Genomic DNA, 13,249 nt, shown 5'->3' with positions numbered 1-13,249 from the left:
CCCGCGGCGACGACGAACCCATCAGTATGACGAGCGACGACCCACACCCGAACGACGACCCGCATCCGAACGACGACCGCGCGGCGTCGACTTCCGACTCGCCCGCCGACGCGGTCCTGTTCGACCTCGACGGCACCCTCGTCGAGTACGACCGCTCGCCGACCGAACTGCTCGAAGTCGCCTTCGAGGCGGCGGGCGTCGAGCCCTTCTTCGGCGCCGAAGCGTACCTCGAACGGTTCGGCGACCACCTCGGACCGGGCGTCTCGATCGCGGAGGGCCGGGCGGCCTGCTTTGCCGACCTCGCCGAGCGCCGCGGGCGCGACCCCGCCCTCGGCCGGCGGGTCGCCGCGGCCTACGCGGCCGAGCGCGACCAGACCCGGGTGTCGACGCTACCGGGCGCGGTCGAGGCCCTCGACGCGCTCGGGGCGGACCACGCGCTCGGCGTGGTGACCAACGGGCCGCCGGAGATGCAGACGACGAAGCTAGAAGCCGCGGGGCTCGCCGACCGCTTCGAGACGATCGTGTTCGCGGGCCACGACGCTCCGCCCAAACCCGACCCCGAGCCGTTCGACCGCGCGCTCGACGCGCTGGGAATCCCGGCCGGCCGCGCCGTCCACGTCGGCAACTCCCTGTCCTCGGACGTCGCGGGCGCCCACGCCGCGGGACTGCGGTCGGTCTGGGTGCCGGCCGAGTCGGACGCGGACCCCGACCCGGCGCCCCACTACTCGCTCGTGTCGCTGGCGGAGTTGCGCGACGCGCCGTGGTGAGCCCGGCGGCTCACCGCGGGACTACCGGTCGATCGCGTTCGCGGCGACCATCACGACGCCGATCGCCGCCAGCGCTAGCGAGAGGACGCCGCCGTCGGCCGCGAAGTACTCGTAGGTACCCCAGACCGCGACCCCCGAAAAGAACGCGAGCCGCCAGCCGCGGGTCCCCATCGAGTCCCGAAGGACCGCGAACAACAACAGCCCTGTGAGGTAGACCCCGAACAGCGCCGAGAGCACTCCCTCGCCCTCGAGCACCGCGCCGTAGACCCCGAAGGCGCTCAGGACGAACAGCGCGGTGACGAACACGCCGACGGCGATCTCGACGGCTCTGTCGCGGTTCACAAACGTAGTGCTCGCTCGCCCTACAAAAACCACGCGATCAGGAGGGGTCGAGGTCGGTGACGGTGCCGACGCCCTTGCTCTGGCCCTCGCGGAACACGAACCGCTGGCCCTCCTCGAAGAGGTACGACCGGAACTTGAATCGGACGCGCGTTTTACCCGAGTCGCCGGGAAGCAGTTGGCCGCCCTCGGGGTGGAACTGCGCGGCCTCGCTGATCGTTTCGAGGTGGACCACCGGCTCGTAGCCGTCGCGGATCCGGGTGGGGTGGTTGAGCACCACGACCTCGGCCTCGAACTCCCGGACGGGCTCGGGCTCGGAGCCGGCCGGCACGAGCACCATCCCGCGCTCGATGTCGGCCTCTTGGACGCCCTTCAGCGCGATGCCGACGATCCGGCCGGCCGTCGCCCGATCGACCCGGTGGTAGTGCATCTCGATCGACCGCACCTCGACTTCCCGGAACTCGCCGTCGGCCATCGGCCCGAGCAGGAGTTCGTCGCCCGCCTCGACCTCTCCGGCCATGATGGTGCCCGACGCGACCGCTCCCACGCCGGTGACCGAGTAGCTCCGGTCGATGTACATCCGGAACTCCCCGGCGTCGGCGGTGGTTTTGGGGAGGCGCTCGAACAGCTCGTCGAGGGTGTCGAGCCCCGTCATCGTGACCGCGCTGGTAGTGAGCACCGGGACCACGCTCTCGTCGATCTCCTCGACCGCGGCGTCGACGCCGTAGCGCTCGATCCGGAGCGGGGTCTTGCCCGCGTCCCGGAGCAGGCGCTCGACCGCCCGCTCGACCTCGGCGAGGCGGTCGTCGGTGACCGCGTCGGCCTTGGTGATCGCGACGATGGTCGGGAGTTCGGTCGCGAGCAACACCCCGAGGTGCTCGCGGGTCGTCTTCGTGGGGCCGTCGTCGGCCGCCACGGTCAGCAGGCCGTAGTCGAGCTTCTGACCCACCAGCCCCCGGATCGTGGTCCGGAGCCACGGCTCGTGGCCGACGGTGTCGACGAACGACACCAGCCGATCGGACTCCTCGACCACCCGGGCGCGGTCGGACTTCCGGTGGGGGTTGTCCATCCGGACCGGCCCCTCGCCGTCGAAGCCGTAGACGCCGTACGAGAGGTCGGCCGAGAGCCCCCGCTCGACCTCGTGGGGCTGGACGTCGAGGTAGCCCCGGGTGCCGCCCTCGCCGTCGTCGGCCTGCCCGGTCACCAGCGACCCGACCAGCGTGGACTTGCCGTGGTCGACGTGGCCCGCGGTCCCGACGACGATGTGGTCGCTGTCGGTGTCGAGCATCGCGCCCTCCCGGATCGTCGCCACGCCGACGAGGCCGTCGGCCCCGCCGTCGCGGTTGGTCGCCACCGACCCGTCGTCGTCGATCCCCCACGTCTGGACGTCCTCGATGTGGGCGCCCGCCTCCTCGGCGAGCAGGCTCAGCACGTCCATCGACTCCGAGAAGGCGTCGTGGCTGATTCCCGCGATCCCGCCGTCGTCGGTGACGCCGACCACGTAAGTGGCCTCGCCGTCGCCCGACAGCACGCGGTGTCTGAGCTGTGCCGCCAGACTCTCCATCCGACCGTCCCCGAGGTGGAGGTCTCTGGTGAGTCGCTCCTTGAACTCGACGCTGCCGCCCTCTCGCTCGCCGCGATCGAGAGCGCGTTGCAACGTGGCCCGGTTAGGGCACATACCGCGCGATTAGGCCGGAGTCGGCAAAAGCCTTGCCCGGAGTGTGAGGCGCAGTACCACGGGTTCGGGGAGTCACCGCGCGGTCACGTTCGTCGAGATGGCGGTGTCGCGCTCGAACTCGACGGCCACCGTCGCGTCGGTCGCGTTCTGGTCGTACACGAGCGTGCCGCCCGAAACCCCCTCGGGAACCACGAACACGGTCCAGACCACGCGGTTCGATGTCGGCCCCATCGGGAGGTCGACGAAGCCGTCGTGGTCGGCCAGCGTCTGGTTGTCGTAGGTCGTGCCGTTGGCTCGGAACCGGAACGCGGCCTGTCGTAACGGCGTCTGTGTTTCGCCGGTGTTGTTGACCGACATCCGAACCACGACGAACCGGGTCCCCTCGGGCGCCCGGTAGGCCAACTCGTCGGACTCGTTGGGGTCGATCGTGTCGGTCGTCGCGGCGTTCCACGCGACGTAGAGGCTGGCGTTCGCCCCCTCGGGGGAGACCGACTCGGCGGTGATGTCGTCGCCGCCCCCGCCGATGAACGGGATCGACGGTACGCCGAGCACCCCGGCCGCGACGATCGCGACCGCGACGACCACCGCGAGTGCGAGCCCCCGCGAGTCGACCCCGCCGGCGAGGCCCGAGACGCGCCCGACCGCGGTCTCGGCGATCGCCCGGACTCGGTCGACCGGCGACCCGCCGTCCGATCCGCCTCCGGTCGCGCCCCCGGCGTGGCGTTCGAGCAGATCGGTCATGTCGCGACGCTCTAGGAACGTCATCACGCCCTCACCGTCGAGCAGTTTGATCTGGGTCCCCTGGGCGGCCTTCTCGGCGTGGTCGGAGGCCGACCCCGCCGAGACGATGGCGGCCTCGTCGACACCGTACTCCCGACAGAGTTTGACGAACTGCTGGACCTGCTTGCCGCCGACCTCGCCGGCCGAGGCCGGGATCGCCCAGAGCAGTCCCTCGTCGCCGGTCTCGGGGCGCTGGACCGCGACGAACGTCCGACCGTCGTCGGTCTTGACCTGCGTCTCCCAGCCCTGCTGGTCCCAGAGGGCCGCCACGAACTGCCCGAACTCCGACTGGTCCATTTCCTGCAACATGGTAGTCACCGCGGGGACTGCGTTCGATCTCACATCCGCAGGCCCCGTATAAAAAACATCACCCCTGCGACCGAATACGAAAGCGAGACAACCGACAGTCGCGGAGGATTTGGATCGCCAAGAGAGCAGTAGTCGTTTTGCAGGAACTGAGAGGTCCCATCTCGGAACTGCCGAGACACTGATATTTAGCACGTCCCCGCGGTCGGCCCGCCGACCCCGGATCGTCTACTCCCGGAGGCGCTCGTAGGCGTCGTTGACCCGTTTGAACGCCTCCTCGTCGCCGCCCTCGCGGTCCGGGTGGACCGACTTCACGCGCTCGCGGTACGCCTCCCGGACCGCCTCCTCGTCGGCGTCGGCGTCGAGGCCGAGCGTTCGGTACGCCTCGGCCGCGGTCGGGCCGGCGTCGGTCCGGGGGCCGGCCGCCCCGCGAGTCCGGCGGCGACGGCCGCCCCCGGCCTCGCGGTCGCCGAACCCGCCCCGGCGTCCCGAGAACGACTCTCGCGGGCCGGCGCCGAACCCCCCGGCCTCGGTCCCGCGGTCACGATATTGGCCTGCCCGCCCGCGCTCGACGCGCTCGCGGAGTCGACCGCTCGCCTGGTACCACACCAGATACGCGGCCGCGCCGAACGGGAGCGCCACCCCCAGCAGGGCCGGCGAGTAGACGAACGCCAGCACGAACTGGAGCGTGGCGATGCCCGCGAGCACCGCCGCCAGTCCGAACAGGAACCGCGTTCGGTTCACAGTTCGACGTTGGCGCCCATCCCCGTAAGCGTCTCGCTACCGGCGGTCGGGCCGACGGTCTGCCGGCGCGGAATTTAAGTGGGCGCGGCGTCGACTCGGACGCACGGCGTTTTGCGAACCGGCTCCGAGCAGGTGACCGGCCGGAGTCGCCCGATGATGCCGTCCGGCGGAGGGCGCTCGAACGCGACTCGCAGGAGGACCGCGCCCGTTCGACTCCTCGCGGCCCGACCGGCCGCGGGGCGCCGGTCCTTCTGCTCTCTTGCCCCGAGTCCGACCGCCCGCCGAGCCGCGCGAGTATAGCAAGACCCATCCCAGACAGACACGAACCGTGGGGTACCGATGAACGAGAGCGCCGAGCGAACCAAAGTCGAGTGGCGCGAGTGGGGCGCCGACGCCTTCGAGGAGGCCCGAGCGGCCGACAAGCCCGTCCTGCTCTCGCTGTCTGCGACGTGGTGTTCGTGGTGTCACCGGATGGACCGGGAGGCCTACAGCAACCCCATGGTCGCGGCCAACGTCAACGATTCGTTCGTCCCGATTCGGGTCGACATCGACCGCCAGCCGCGGGTCCGCGAGCGGTACAACGTCGGCGGGTTCCCCTCGAACGTGTTTCTCACCCCCGAGGGCGAGACGCTGACCGGCGCGACCTACCTCGGAGTCGACGGCATGCGGCAGGTCGTCGAGCGCGTCCGGGACCTCTGGACCCACAAGGGTCGGGACGCCGCCCGGGTCCCGCGAAGCCTGCGCGAGGACCCGCCCGCCGGCGAGCTGTCGCCGGAGATCGAGCGGCTGGTCGCGGGCCAGCTCGGCGAGAAGTTCGACGACCAGTTCGGCGGGTGGGGCGACAGCGAGAAGTTCCCGCTCGCCCGCACCGCGGAGTTCGCCCTGAAGCGCGAGCGCGAGCAGGCGCTGGCGAGCCTCACGGCGGTCCGCGAGCACCTCTTCGACGACTACGACGGTGGGTTCTTCCGGTTCGCCGAGGGGCGAGACTGGACCGACGTCCACCACGAGAAACTGCTGTCGACCAACGCCGCGCTCGTCCGGGCGTTCGCCGAGGCGTACCTCTACACCGGCGAGGCGGAGTACCGCGAGCCCGCCGACCGGACGGTCGAGTACCTCACGACGACGCTCTGGACGGGCGAGTCGTTCGCCGGGAGTCAGGCGCCCGGCGACGAGCCAGACGCCCCGGACGACTCCGAGAGCGAGGCCGACGAGCCGGGCTACTACGACCGGCCGGCGAGCGACCGCGAGGCCGCCGACCCGCCGGCGGTCGACGCCACCGCGTTCGCGGACTGGAACGCGATGGCCGCCGACGCGCTGTTGACCCTCCACGCGTACACCGACGACGAGCGCGCCCGGACGTACGCCGAGCGCGCGCTCGATCACGTCCTCGACGAACTGGTCGCGGACGGCGCGATCACCCACTTTCGGGCCGACGGTCGGACCGGCGAGACCGACCTGCTCGCCGACCACGCCCACCTCCTCGGCGCGCTGACGACCGCCCGACAGGTGACCGGCGACGCGGCGTCCCTCGGGGCCGCCCGCGAGGTTGCCGACCGCGCGCTCGAGGCGCTCCGGGACGAGGACACCGGGGCGTTCGTCGACGGTCCCCGGTCGGGGCCGGGACTGCTCGACCGACCGCTCCGACCGCTCGACGGCAACGCCGAACTCGCGGACGCGCTGATCGACCTCGCGATCCTGTCGGGCGAGGACCGCTACCGCGAGGCCGCCGCCGAAGCGGTCGCGGCGTTCGCGGGCGCGGCCGACCGCTTCGGGGTGCAGGTCGCGAGCTACGCGACCGCGGCCGCCCGGCTCTGCCGAGAGCCGCTCGTGATCGAGGTCGCCGACCCGGCGGGGTCGGACCTCCACCGGGCCGCGCTCCGGGTCGCCGACCACGAGAAGGTCGTGATCCCGGCGGTCGGAGAGCTCCGGGACCGCGAGTACGAGGCCGGGACCGCTCACGTCGTCGTCGACGGCGAGCGAGCGGGGACCGCGAGCGACCCCGCGCAACTGAGCCAACTCGTCGGCGAGGCGACCCAGTAGCCCCGGATCAACAAACGGGCCGGGAGTTTATATGTCGGGAGCGTAATGTCGAGGCGTATGGCGAGTCTACGAGACCTCGGCCTCTCCGAGTACGAATCTCGGTCCTACCGATCGCTTCTCGACGCGGGGCCGACAACTGCAAAAGAGTTGTCACGCGCGAGCGACGTCCCGATGGGACGCATCTACGACGTCCTCTCCAGCCTCGAAACCCACAGCCTGGTGCGGTCCCAGAGCGCGAGCCGCCCGAAAAAGTACGTCGCGGTCGAGCCCGAGACCGCGCTCAACCGACTACTGGAGGACAAGCTCGCGGAGTTAGAGGAGCAGGCCGAGCAGTACGAGGAGATCGTCGACACCCTCACCGACGAGCTCGAGGCCGCCGAGCCCCTCGAAGAGCAGTTCTGGACCGCGTCGGTGGGCGCCGAGGAGTCGGTCGACCTGCTGATCGAGCGCCTCGACGCCGCGGACCGCCGGATCGTGATGGTGGTCGGGCGGTCGTCGGCCCAGTTCGACCTCGGGAGCGTGGGCGACCGGGTGGCCGAACACCTCGAAGCCGCGCTCGACCGGGGGGTCGAGATCTCGCTGTTGATGGCGCCGGATCTCGTCGACACCCTCCCGCCGAGCGTCGGCAGGCGCTACACCGAGCGCCTCGCCGACCGCTCGACGTTCGCGGTCCGCACCGTCGACGGGCTCCGGGGGACGTTCAACCTCATCGACAGCGTGGAGGTCTGTATCGAGGTCGTCAACCCCCTGAACCCGGGCGAGCCGTTCGCGATGATCGACCTCAAGGACCCCGAGTTCGCCGCGGACGTCCGCGAGGAGTTCGCCCCCCGATGGGAGGCGGCCGAACCGCTCTCTATCGGCGGCTCGTGAGCCGGCGGGGCTCTCAGATCCGGTAGAGCCGCGTCGTCCAGAACGCGCCGAACGCGTCGTCGAGCGCCGCCTCCGGGTCGCCGGTCGCGTCCACGGCCGCGGTCGCGTCCGCGCGGTCGTCGAACTCCCCCAAGAGCGTCGACTCGCCCACGACGAACAGGCGGTCGGCGTCGACCGCCGCCAGCGCCGCCTCGGCCTGTTCGAGGTGCTCGTCGATCTGGGCGTCCCGGCGGCGCTCGAATCGGCCCTGCGAGAAGCCGCCCTTCGAGTGGTCGGCTTTCACGTCGCTCTCGAACCCCTCGAAGTCGACCCGCTCGCGGCCCTGGTAGGTGCCGACCGCGAACAGATCCGAGCGCACGAGCGCGAGCGCGAACCGACCGGTCGGGAGGAACCACTTCCGTTCGAGTCGGAAGCCCGCGTCCCACTCGGCGAACGGGGCGGGCGCGACCGGGGGCGCGAGCGCCGCGCTCACGAGGCCGGCGTCGTCGGCCACCGCGAGACAGGGCCGGGCCCGGTCGACCAGCGCGGCCCGATCGCCAAAGGCCTCCTCGACCGCGTCGGGGCGGGAGCCGCCCGCACCGACCATCGCGGTCAGCGCGCCCTCCGGGTCGGTCTCGACCGATTCGAGCCGCGAGAGGACCTCGTCGAGTCGGTCGCCCCGCACCGTCTCGACGCCGCGGAACTCCAGATCGGGGGCGTCGCTCTCGGTGCGCTCGACCCGGTCTTCGAGCTCGGCGATGCGGTCTTCGAGGCGGTTGACCCGCTCCTCGGCCGCCTGCCGCGCGGTGGCGGCCTCCGCCCGGCGCTCCTCCTCGGCCTCCGCGCGGCGTTCGAGGTGGCGCTTTTCCTCTTCGAGTTCCTCGATGCGCTCTTTGAGCCGTGCGCGCCCGAGCAGTCGGTCGAGCATTCGCCGAAAGGGCGCACGCGGGCGCCTTGTAGTTTCTGCTTGCGCCGGGGGCGTCGCCGGCCCGCGACTCTCGGGTGGTGTCGGTGTCGCCGGACATCGGCTCTCGGGCGCTATTATCTATATATCATATGGTATTGAATATATATTATGTGCGTCATCCTTATATCTCTCTGCCCGGTAGTCCCGATCGAGATGCGAACCGAAGACCGGGGGCGACCCGAAACGGAGTACGGGACGAACGCCGACGGCGCCGAGACCTCGACGACGTGCGAGTCCGCGGGCGCCCGAACGCTCGCTCGCTTCGCCCGCCCGCGAGCCGACACCGAGACGGCGCTGGCGGTCGTCTCGGACCCGCACGTCTCGACCGCGAAGACGGGGACTTGGAAAGCGTTCCACCGGACAGAGGCCCGACTCCGGGCCGCGCTGGCCGACGCCGACGCGCGCGGGGTCGACGGCGTCGTTCTCACGGGCGACCTCACCGAGGACGGCCGGCCGGACGACGTCGAGCGAGTCGCCGACCTCCTCGGAGCGCTGGACGCGCCGTTCGTCGCGGTGCCGGGCAACCACGACGTTCCCAAGGCGTTCGACGAGCACGAGACGCCGCCCGTGGCTTCGTTCGAGGCCCGGTTCACGCCCGACGGGCTCCCGTTCCGGGCGCGGCTCGGCGGCGTCGACGTGCTGGGACTCGACAGTGCGACGGCGCCTGACGGCGAACTCGACGCGACCCACGACGGCGAGATCTCGGCCGGCCAGCGCGAGTGGCTCGACGGCGCACTCGCCGACGCCGAGGCCCCGCTCGTCGTCTCGCACCACAACCTCCCGGGGCTGGACGCGCGGGTGGGCGCCGACGGCTACGCGCCTCACCCGCCGGTCGGGGACGCGACCGCGTTCGCCGACGCGCTCGCGGGCCACGACGCGCTGCACGTCTCGGGACACGTCCACCTCCCGGCGGCGATGTCGGGCGACTTCCGGGGGCTGATCTGCCCGCCGCTGTCGTCGTTCCCGCAGGCCTACGTGCTCGCGGAGATCGGTCCCGGAGGGACGACGCTCCGACAGGTCCCGGTCGCCGACGAGGCGGGACTCGCCGAGGCCCGCGAGCTCGCGCGGGATCACTCGACCCGGAGCGCGGACGTCTGCGAGATGGTCGAGGCCCAACTGGCGGACCTACCGCTGGTCGACGAGCGATAGATCGGGAGAACAGAAGGGGTAGCCGGATCAGTCGGCGGCCACGGGCGTTCGACAGTCGGCCAGCTCCAGCACGTCGTCGAAAAAGCCCAGCGAGTCGTTCGGGCCGGGGTTGGCCTCGGGGTGGTACTGGCGGGTCAACACGTCGAGGGCGTCGCTTTCGAGCCCCTCGGGCGTGTCGTCGTTGACGTTGACCTGCGTGACTTCGAGCTCGCCGGGATCGGCGACCGTGTAGCCGTGGTTCTGAGTGGTCATCACGACCCGGTCGGTCCGGAGGTCCCGAACGGGCTGGTTCACGCCGCGGTGGCCAAAGTCCATCTTCTCGGTCGACCCGCCGAGCGCGCGAGCGATGATCTGCTGGCCGAGACAGATTCCAGCCAGCGGAATCTCGCCCGCGAACTCCTCGACCAGCGACTGGGCGGCCTCGAAGTTCGCCGGGTCGCCGGGGCCGTTCGAGATGAACAGCACGTCGGGGTCGAGGTCGGCGACCTCCCCGGGCGCGGTGTCGTACGGCAGGACGTGGACCGTGGCGTCGCGCTCGACCAGCGACTGGGCGATGCTCCCCTTCGCGCCGCAGTCGACGAGCGCGACGTCGGTCGACCCGTCGCCGCGAGTCTGGGCCTCGGCGACGCTGACCTGCGCGCCGATGTCGGTGTGGTCGCTCATCCCGGGACAGTCCGCGAGCGCCTCGCGGGCCTTCTGCTCGGAGGCGTCGGGGCCGGCCGAGATGCCACACTTCATCGCGCCGCCCTCCCGTATCTGGCCAACCAGATCGCGGGTGTCGAGGCGATCGACCGCGGGCACGCCCTCCTCGGCGAGCCACTCGGCCACGTCCTCGGTGAGTTCGCGAGCGACGACCGCGCGGGGGTGGACGCGCTCGCTCTCGAACCGCTCGGATCGGACGCCGTAGTTCCCGATCAGGGGGTACGAGAACGTCAGGACCTGCTCCTCGTAGGAAGGATCGGTCAGGCTCTCTTCGTACCCGGTGTAGGCTGTCGTGAACACCAGTTCTCCGTGGGACGTGCCCGGAGCGCGACAGCGCGCCGCCACGACGCTGCCGCCCTCCAGCGCTACGTATGCGTCCGGCATTACGAGATTCATACGAAACCCGGCGTCATAAACCTTGCTTTCGTAGCGAGATTACGAATTTCGTAATCGTCAAGTGTTCCCGCCGTCTACGTTCGCACCTCGATGGACGAACTGGACCGCGAGATTCTGACCATACTGCGCCGAGACGCCCGAAAGCCCTACACCGAGATCGCCGACGAAGTCGGGACGTCCGAGGGGACGGTGCGCAACCGCGTCGATCGGCTGACCGAGGAGGGGGTCATCGAACGGTTCACCGTCTCGACCCGGACCGGGAACGTGAAGGCGATGATCGAACTCGACGTGGCGGTCGACGTCAACACCGCCGACCTCGGCGAGCGGGTCGCCGACTGGGAGCAGGTCGACTTCGTCTGGCAGGTCTCGGGCGAGGAGGACATCGTGTTGGTCGTCGACGCCGCCGACACCCAGAGCGTGAACCAACTCATCACGAAGGCCCGCGAACTGGAGGAGGTCGTCAACACCAAGACGCGACTGATTCTCGACGAAAAACTGGGGTGAGAGACAGCGCGCCGCGCCGCCCCCGAATCGCCCGGCGACGCGCCGCCCCAATACACAGGGCGCTCGCCGGGCTACTTCGGCGGTTCGCCCACGCCCGGCGACTCGGCCCACTCGGGGCGCTGGAGGTACCCCTTGTCCTCGTGGATCTCCCGGTAGAGCCACCGGACGCCTCGGTTGATCGGCCCGCGGCTCACCCGCGACTCGACCCGGCCGTCCCGGATCGCGTCGACGACCGCTTCGGGCGTGAGCTCGGCGGCGCCTGGCCGGCCGCTCGTCCCGAGGTCGAGCTTCGTGTACGCCCGGCCGACCTCGACGGGGTAGTGGGCGTCGCTCCCCCCGACGATCGGGAGGTCGTGGGTCTCGGCCAGCCGTCGGACCCACTCCTCGGTCCGGGGATGCTTGCCGTTGACCTCGATGGCGTCGAAGTCGGCCTCGACGTTCCGGACGGTGCTGTTGCGGTACGGGTGGGCGATGATGGCCACACAGCCCCGGTCGTGGGCCAGTTCGACGGTCTCCTCGGGCGTGAGCTCGCCGGGAGCGGTCCGGCGCGGCGGGTCCGGGCCGACGACGAGGACGTGTCCGTGGGTGGTCGTGACTTCGACGCCCGGGATCGTGGTCGCGAACGCCTCCGATCCCCCGAGGTCGAACTCGCGGTAGTAGTCGTGGTTGGTCAGCGCGACGCCGTCCAGCCCGCGGGCCCGCGCGACGCCCGCGAGCAGGCGGACGCCGAGCGGATCGAAGGCCGCCGCGGCGTCCTCGTGGCCGTGGAAAAACCGCGTGTGAGCGTGTAGGTCGACTGCGAGCACGCACTGGGTGACGCGCCGGTAGACCTTTGTCTTTCTGCCCCGAACGGGGCTACATGTCGGGGGACGGGGACGACGCCGCGACCGCAGGGACCGAGCCGCTCGACCGCGTGGTGGTGTTGAACCCCGAGAGCGGGGACGCCGACCACCGCGAGCGCGTGCGCGAACTCGCCGACAGTTACGGCTACACGGTACTGGAGACCCAGGCCGAGGGCGAGGGGCTCGCGTTCGGTCGGATCGCCGGCGCGGCCGGCGCCGACCTCCTGCTCGCGGCGGGCGGCGACGGGACGCTCAACGAAGCCGTCCGCGGGCTCGACGCCGCCGACGCGCTTGAGGAGACGACCTTCGGGGTGGTCCCGACCGGGACCGGCAACAATTTCGCCCAGAACGTCGGCGTCGAGGACGCGCCTCACGCCTTCGAGGTCGCCGAGCACGGCGAGCGCCGGCGGATCGACCTCGGGACCGGCAACGACCGGATCTTCCTGAACTCCTGTATCGCGGGTGTGACCGCCGACGCCAGCGCCTCGGCCTCCGCCGAGATGAAGGCCCGGTTCGGGATGCTCGCCTACGTCATCAGCGGCCTGCGAACCGCCCGGGAGTTCGACGGCCTCCCGCTGGGGGTCGAGGCGACCGGGTCCGAGAGCGACCGGACATGGGGCGGCGAGGCCGTCGCCGTCCTCGTCGGTAACGCCCGGCGGTTCCCCGACGAGGGCCGGACGCAGGCCGACGTCGAGGACGGACTGCTCGACGTGACCATCGTCGAGCAGGTCCCGACCGTCGAACTGCTCGAGGAGGCCGCTATCAAGCGGCTGTTCGGCGACGAGACCGACAACGTGACTCGCCTGCTCGCCGCGGAACTGGACGTGACCGTCAGGCGCGACAGCCCGGTCAGCTTCAGCTTCGACGGCGAAATCCGCGACTACGAGTCGCTCGCGCTCCGGACCAGACCGAAGGCCCTGGAGCTGTGTGTCGGCGACGCCTACGAGCCAGACCCCGACGCGGGGTCGAGCCGATAGCGGTACGGCGACGACCGGATGACCGTCACCTCGCCCTCGCGGGCGCGCCGTCCCAGCACGGTGGCGACCCGGTGGGGGCTGTCGAACGCCCCGTCGGAGGCGTCGAGCAACTGGAGGATCTCGTTGGCGGTCAGCGGTTCGTCCGGGTCGGCCTCGGCGAGAACGGCGCGGATCCGATCGTACTCTCTCGCGCGCTCGACCATACCGCG

Annotated in this window: 14 protein-coding genes; 6 read left to right on the top strand and 8 right to left on the bottom strand. The window is 71.0% G+C overall.

What is annotated here, in order from left to right; genetic code table 11:
- Positions 1-26: 26 nt before the first annotated feature.
- Positions 27-767, top strand: a complete 741-nt coding sequence (locus EPY72_RS12980; protein WP_135806696.1) for an HAD family hydrolase — start codon at positions 27-29, stop codon at positions 765-767.
- 21 nt (positions 768-788) lie between these two features.
- Here the strand turns inward: EPY72_RS12980 and EPY72_RS12975 are convergent, their stop codons facing one another.
- From EPY72_RS12975 to EPY72_RS12960, 4 genes are all read right to left on the bottom strand, one after another.
- Positions 789-1,109 (bottom strand): hypothetical protein, encoded by a 321-nt coding sequence (locus tag EPY72_RS12975; protein WP_135806695.1) that lies wholly within the window; start codon positions 1,107-1,109, stop codon positions 789-791.
- 37 nt (positions 1,110-1,146) lie between these two features.
- Positions 1,147-2,784, bottom strand: a complete 1,638-nt coding sequence (locus EPY72_RS12970) for a GTPBP1 family GTP-binding protein (protein ID WP_134671334.1) — start codon at positions 2,782-2,784, stop codon at positions 1,147-1,149.
- A gap of 72 nt (positions 2,785-2,856) precedes the next feature.
- Positions 2,857-3,906, bottom strand: coding sequence for a restriction endonuclease (locus EPY72_RS12965; RefSeq protein ID WP_135806694.1), 1,050 nt, complete (start codon positions 3,904-3,906; stop codon positions 2,857-2,859).
- A gap of 192 nt (positions 3,907-4,098) precedes the next feature.
- Positions 4,099-4,614 (bottom strand): J domain-containing protein, encoded by a 516-nt coding sequence (locus EPY72_RS12960; protein ID WP_134671332.1) that lies wholly within the window; start codon positions 4,612-4,614, stop codon positions 4,099-4,101.
- A gap of 339 nt (positions 4,615-4,953) precedes the next feature.
- Here EPY72_RS12960 and EPY72_RS12955 point away from each other — a divergent pair, with 339 nt between their 5' ends.
- Positions 4,954-6,654: a DUF255 domain-containing protein gene (locus EPY72_RS12955; protein ID WP_135806693.1), complete on the top strand. Its 1,701-nt coding sequence runs from the start codon at positions 4,954-4,956 to the stop codon at positions 6,652-6,654.
- Between the two features lie 57 nt (positions 6,655-6,711).
- Complete coding sequence (locus EPY72_RS12950) at positions 6,712-7,524, top strand: TrmB family transcriptional regulator (protein WP_134671330.1); 813 nt, start codon at positions 6,712-6,714, stop codon at positions 7,522-7,524.
- A 13-nt stretch (positions 7,525-7,537) separates the two neighbouring features.
- Here the strand turns inward: EPY72_RS12950 and EPY72_RS12945 are convergent, their stop codons facing one another.
- Positions 7,538-8,431 carry a Vms1/Ankzf1 family peptidyl-tRNA hydrolase gene (locus EPY72_RS12945; RefSeq protein ID WP_135806692.1) on the bottom strand — a complete coding sequence of 298 codons (894 nt, stop codon included), beginning with the start codon at positions 8,429-8,431 and terminating at the stop codon, positions 7,538-7,540.
- Between the two features lie 192 nt (positions 8,432-8,623).
- On the opposite strand from EPY72_RS12945, the gene EPY72_RS12940 reads away from it, so the two are divergent.
- Positions 8,624-9,619 (top strand): metallophosphoesterase family protein, encoded by a 996-nt coding sequence (locus tag EPY72_RS12940; RefSeq protein WP_168216041.1) that lies wholly within the window; start codon positions 8,624-8,626, stop codon positions 9,617-9,619.
- A 27-nt stretch (positions 9,620-9,646) separates the two neighbouring features.
- Here EPY72_RS12940 and carA read toward each other — a convergent pair whose 3' ends face one another.
- Positions 9,647-10,705 (bottom strand): glutamine-hydrolyzing carbamoyl-phosphate synthase small subunit, encoded by a 1,059-nt coding sequence (gene carA, locus EPY72_RS12935; RefSeq protein ID WP_135806690.1) that lies wholly within the window; start codon positions 10,703-10,705, stop codon positions 9,647-9,649.
- A 102-nt stretch (positions 10,706-10,807) separates the two neighbouring features.
- Between carA and EPY72_RS12930 the strand changes: the two genes are divergently transcribed.
- Positions 10,808-11,221, top strand: a complete 414-nt coding sequence (locus EPY72_RS12930) for an Lrp/AsnC family transcriptional regulator (protein WP_134671326.1) — start codon at positions 10,808-10,810, stop codon at positions 11,219-11,221.
- Between the two features lie 71 nt (positions 11,222-11,292).
- Here EPY72_RS12930 and EPY72_RS12925 read toward each other — a convergent pair whose 3' ends face one another.
- Positions 11,293-12,027 carry a CehA/McbA family metallohydrolase gene (locus EPY72_RS12925; RefSeq protein WP_135806689.1) on the bottom strand — a complete coding sequence of 245 codons (735 nt, stop codon included), beginning with the start codon at positions 12,025-12,027 and terminating at the stop codon, positions 11,293-11,295.
- Positions 12,028-12,080: 53 nt separating this feature from the next.
- Between EPY72_RS12925 and EPY72_RS12920 the strand changes: the two genes are divergently transcribed.
- Complete coding sequence (locus tag EPY72_RS12920; protein WP_135806688.1) at positions 12,081-13,040, top strand: diacylglycerol/lipid kinase family protein; 960 nt, start codon at positions 12,081-12,083, stop codon at positions 13,038-13,040.
- On the opposite strand, the gene EPY72_RS12915 is transcribed toward EPY72_RS12920, so the two are convergent.
- Complete coding sequence (locus EPY72_RS12915; RefSeq protein WP_134671323.1) at positions 13,004-13,243, bottom strand: hypothetical protein; 240 nt, start codon at positions 13,241-13,243, stop codon at positions 13,004-13,006. The genes EPY72_RS12920 and EPY72_RS12915 overlap by 37 nt on opposite strands.
- Positions 13,244-13,249: the final 6 nt, after the last annotated feature.

Source organism: Halorussus marinus, assembly GCF_004765795.1.
Classification (GTDB): Archaea; Halobacteriota; Halobacteria; order Halobacteriales; family Haladaptataceae; genus Halorussus; species Halorussus marinus.
The sequence above is the reverse complement of the archived record's forward strand: the minus strand, read 5'-3'. Positions and strand labels throughout refer to the sequence as shown.

Coding starts and splice junctions, on each gene's coding strand:
- EPY72_RS12980 (WP_135806696.1), top strand. CDS start 27: ATGACGAGCGACGACCCACACCCGAACGACGACCCGCATCCGAACGAC.
- EPY72_RS12970 (WP_134671334.1), bottom strand. CDS start 2,784: ATGTGCCCTAACCGGGCCACGTTGCAACGCGCTCTCGATCGCGGCGAG.
- EPY72_RS12955 (WP_135806693.1), top strand. CDS start 4,954: ATGAACGAGAGCGCCGAGCGAACCAAAGTCGAGTGGCGCGAGTGGGGC.
- EPY72_RS12950 (WP_134671330.1), top strand. CDS start 6,712: ATGGCGAGTCTACGAGACCTCGGCCTCTCCGAGTACGAATCTCGGTCC.
- EPY72_RS12945 (WP_135806692.1), bottom strand. CDS start 8,431: ATGCTCGACCGACTGCTCGGGCGCGCACGGCTCAAAGAGCGCATCGAG.
- EPY72_RS12940 (WP_168216041.1), top strand. CDS start 8,624: ATGCGAACCGAAGACCGGGGGCGACCCGAAACGGAGTACGGGACGAAC.
- carA (WP_135806690.1), bottom strand. CDS start 10,705: ATGCCGGACGCATACGTAGCGCTGGAGGGCGGCAGCGTCGTGGCGGCG.
- EPY72_RS12930 (WP_134671326.1), top strand. CDS start 10,808: ATGGACGAACTGGACCGCGAGATTCTGACCATACTGCGCCGAGACGCC.
- EPY72_RS12920 (WP_135806688.1), top strand. CDS start 12,081: ATGTCGGGGGACGGGGACGACGCCGCGACCGCAGGGACCGAGCCGCTC.
- EPY72_RS12915 (WP_134671323.1), bottom strand. CDS start 13,243: ATGGTCGAGCGCGCGAGAGAGTACGATCGGATCCGCGCCGTTCTCGCC.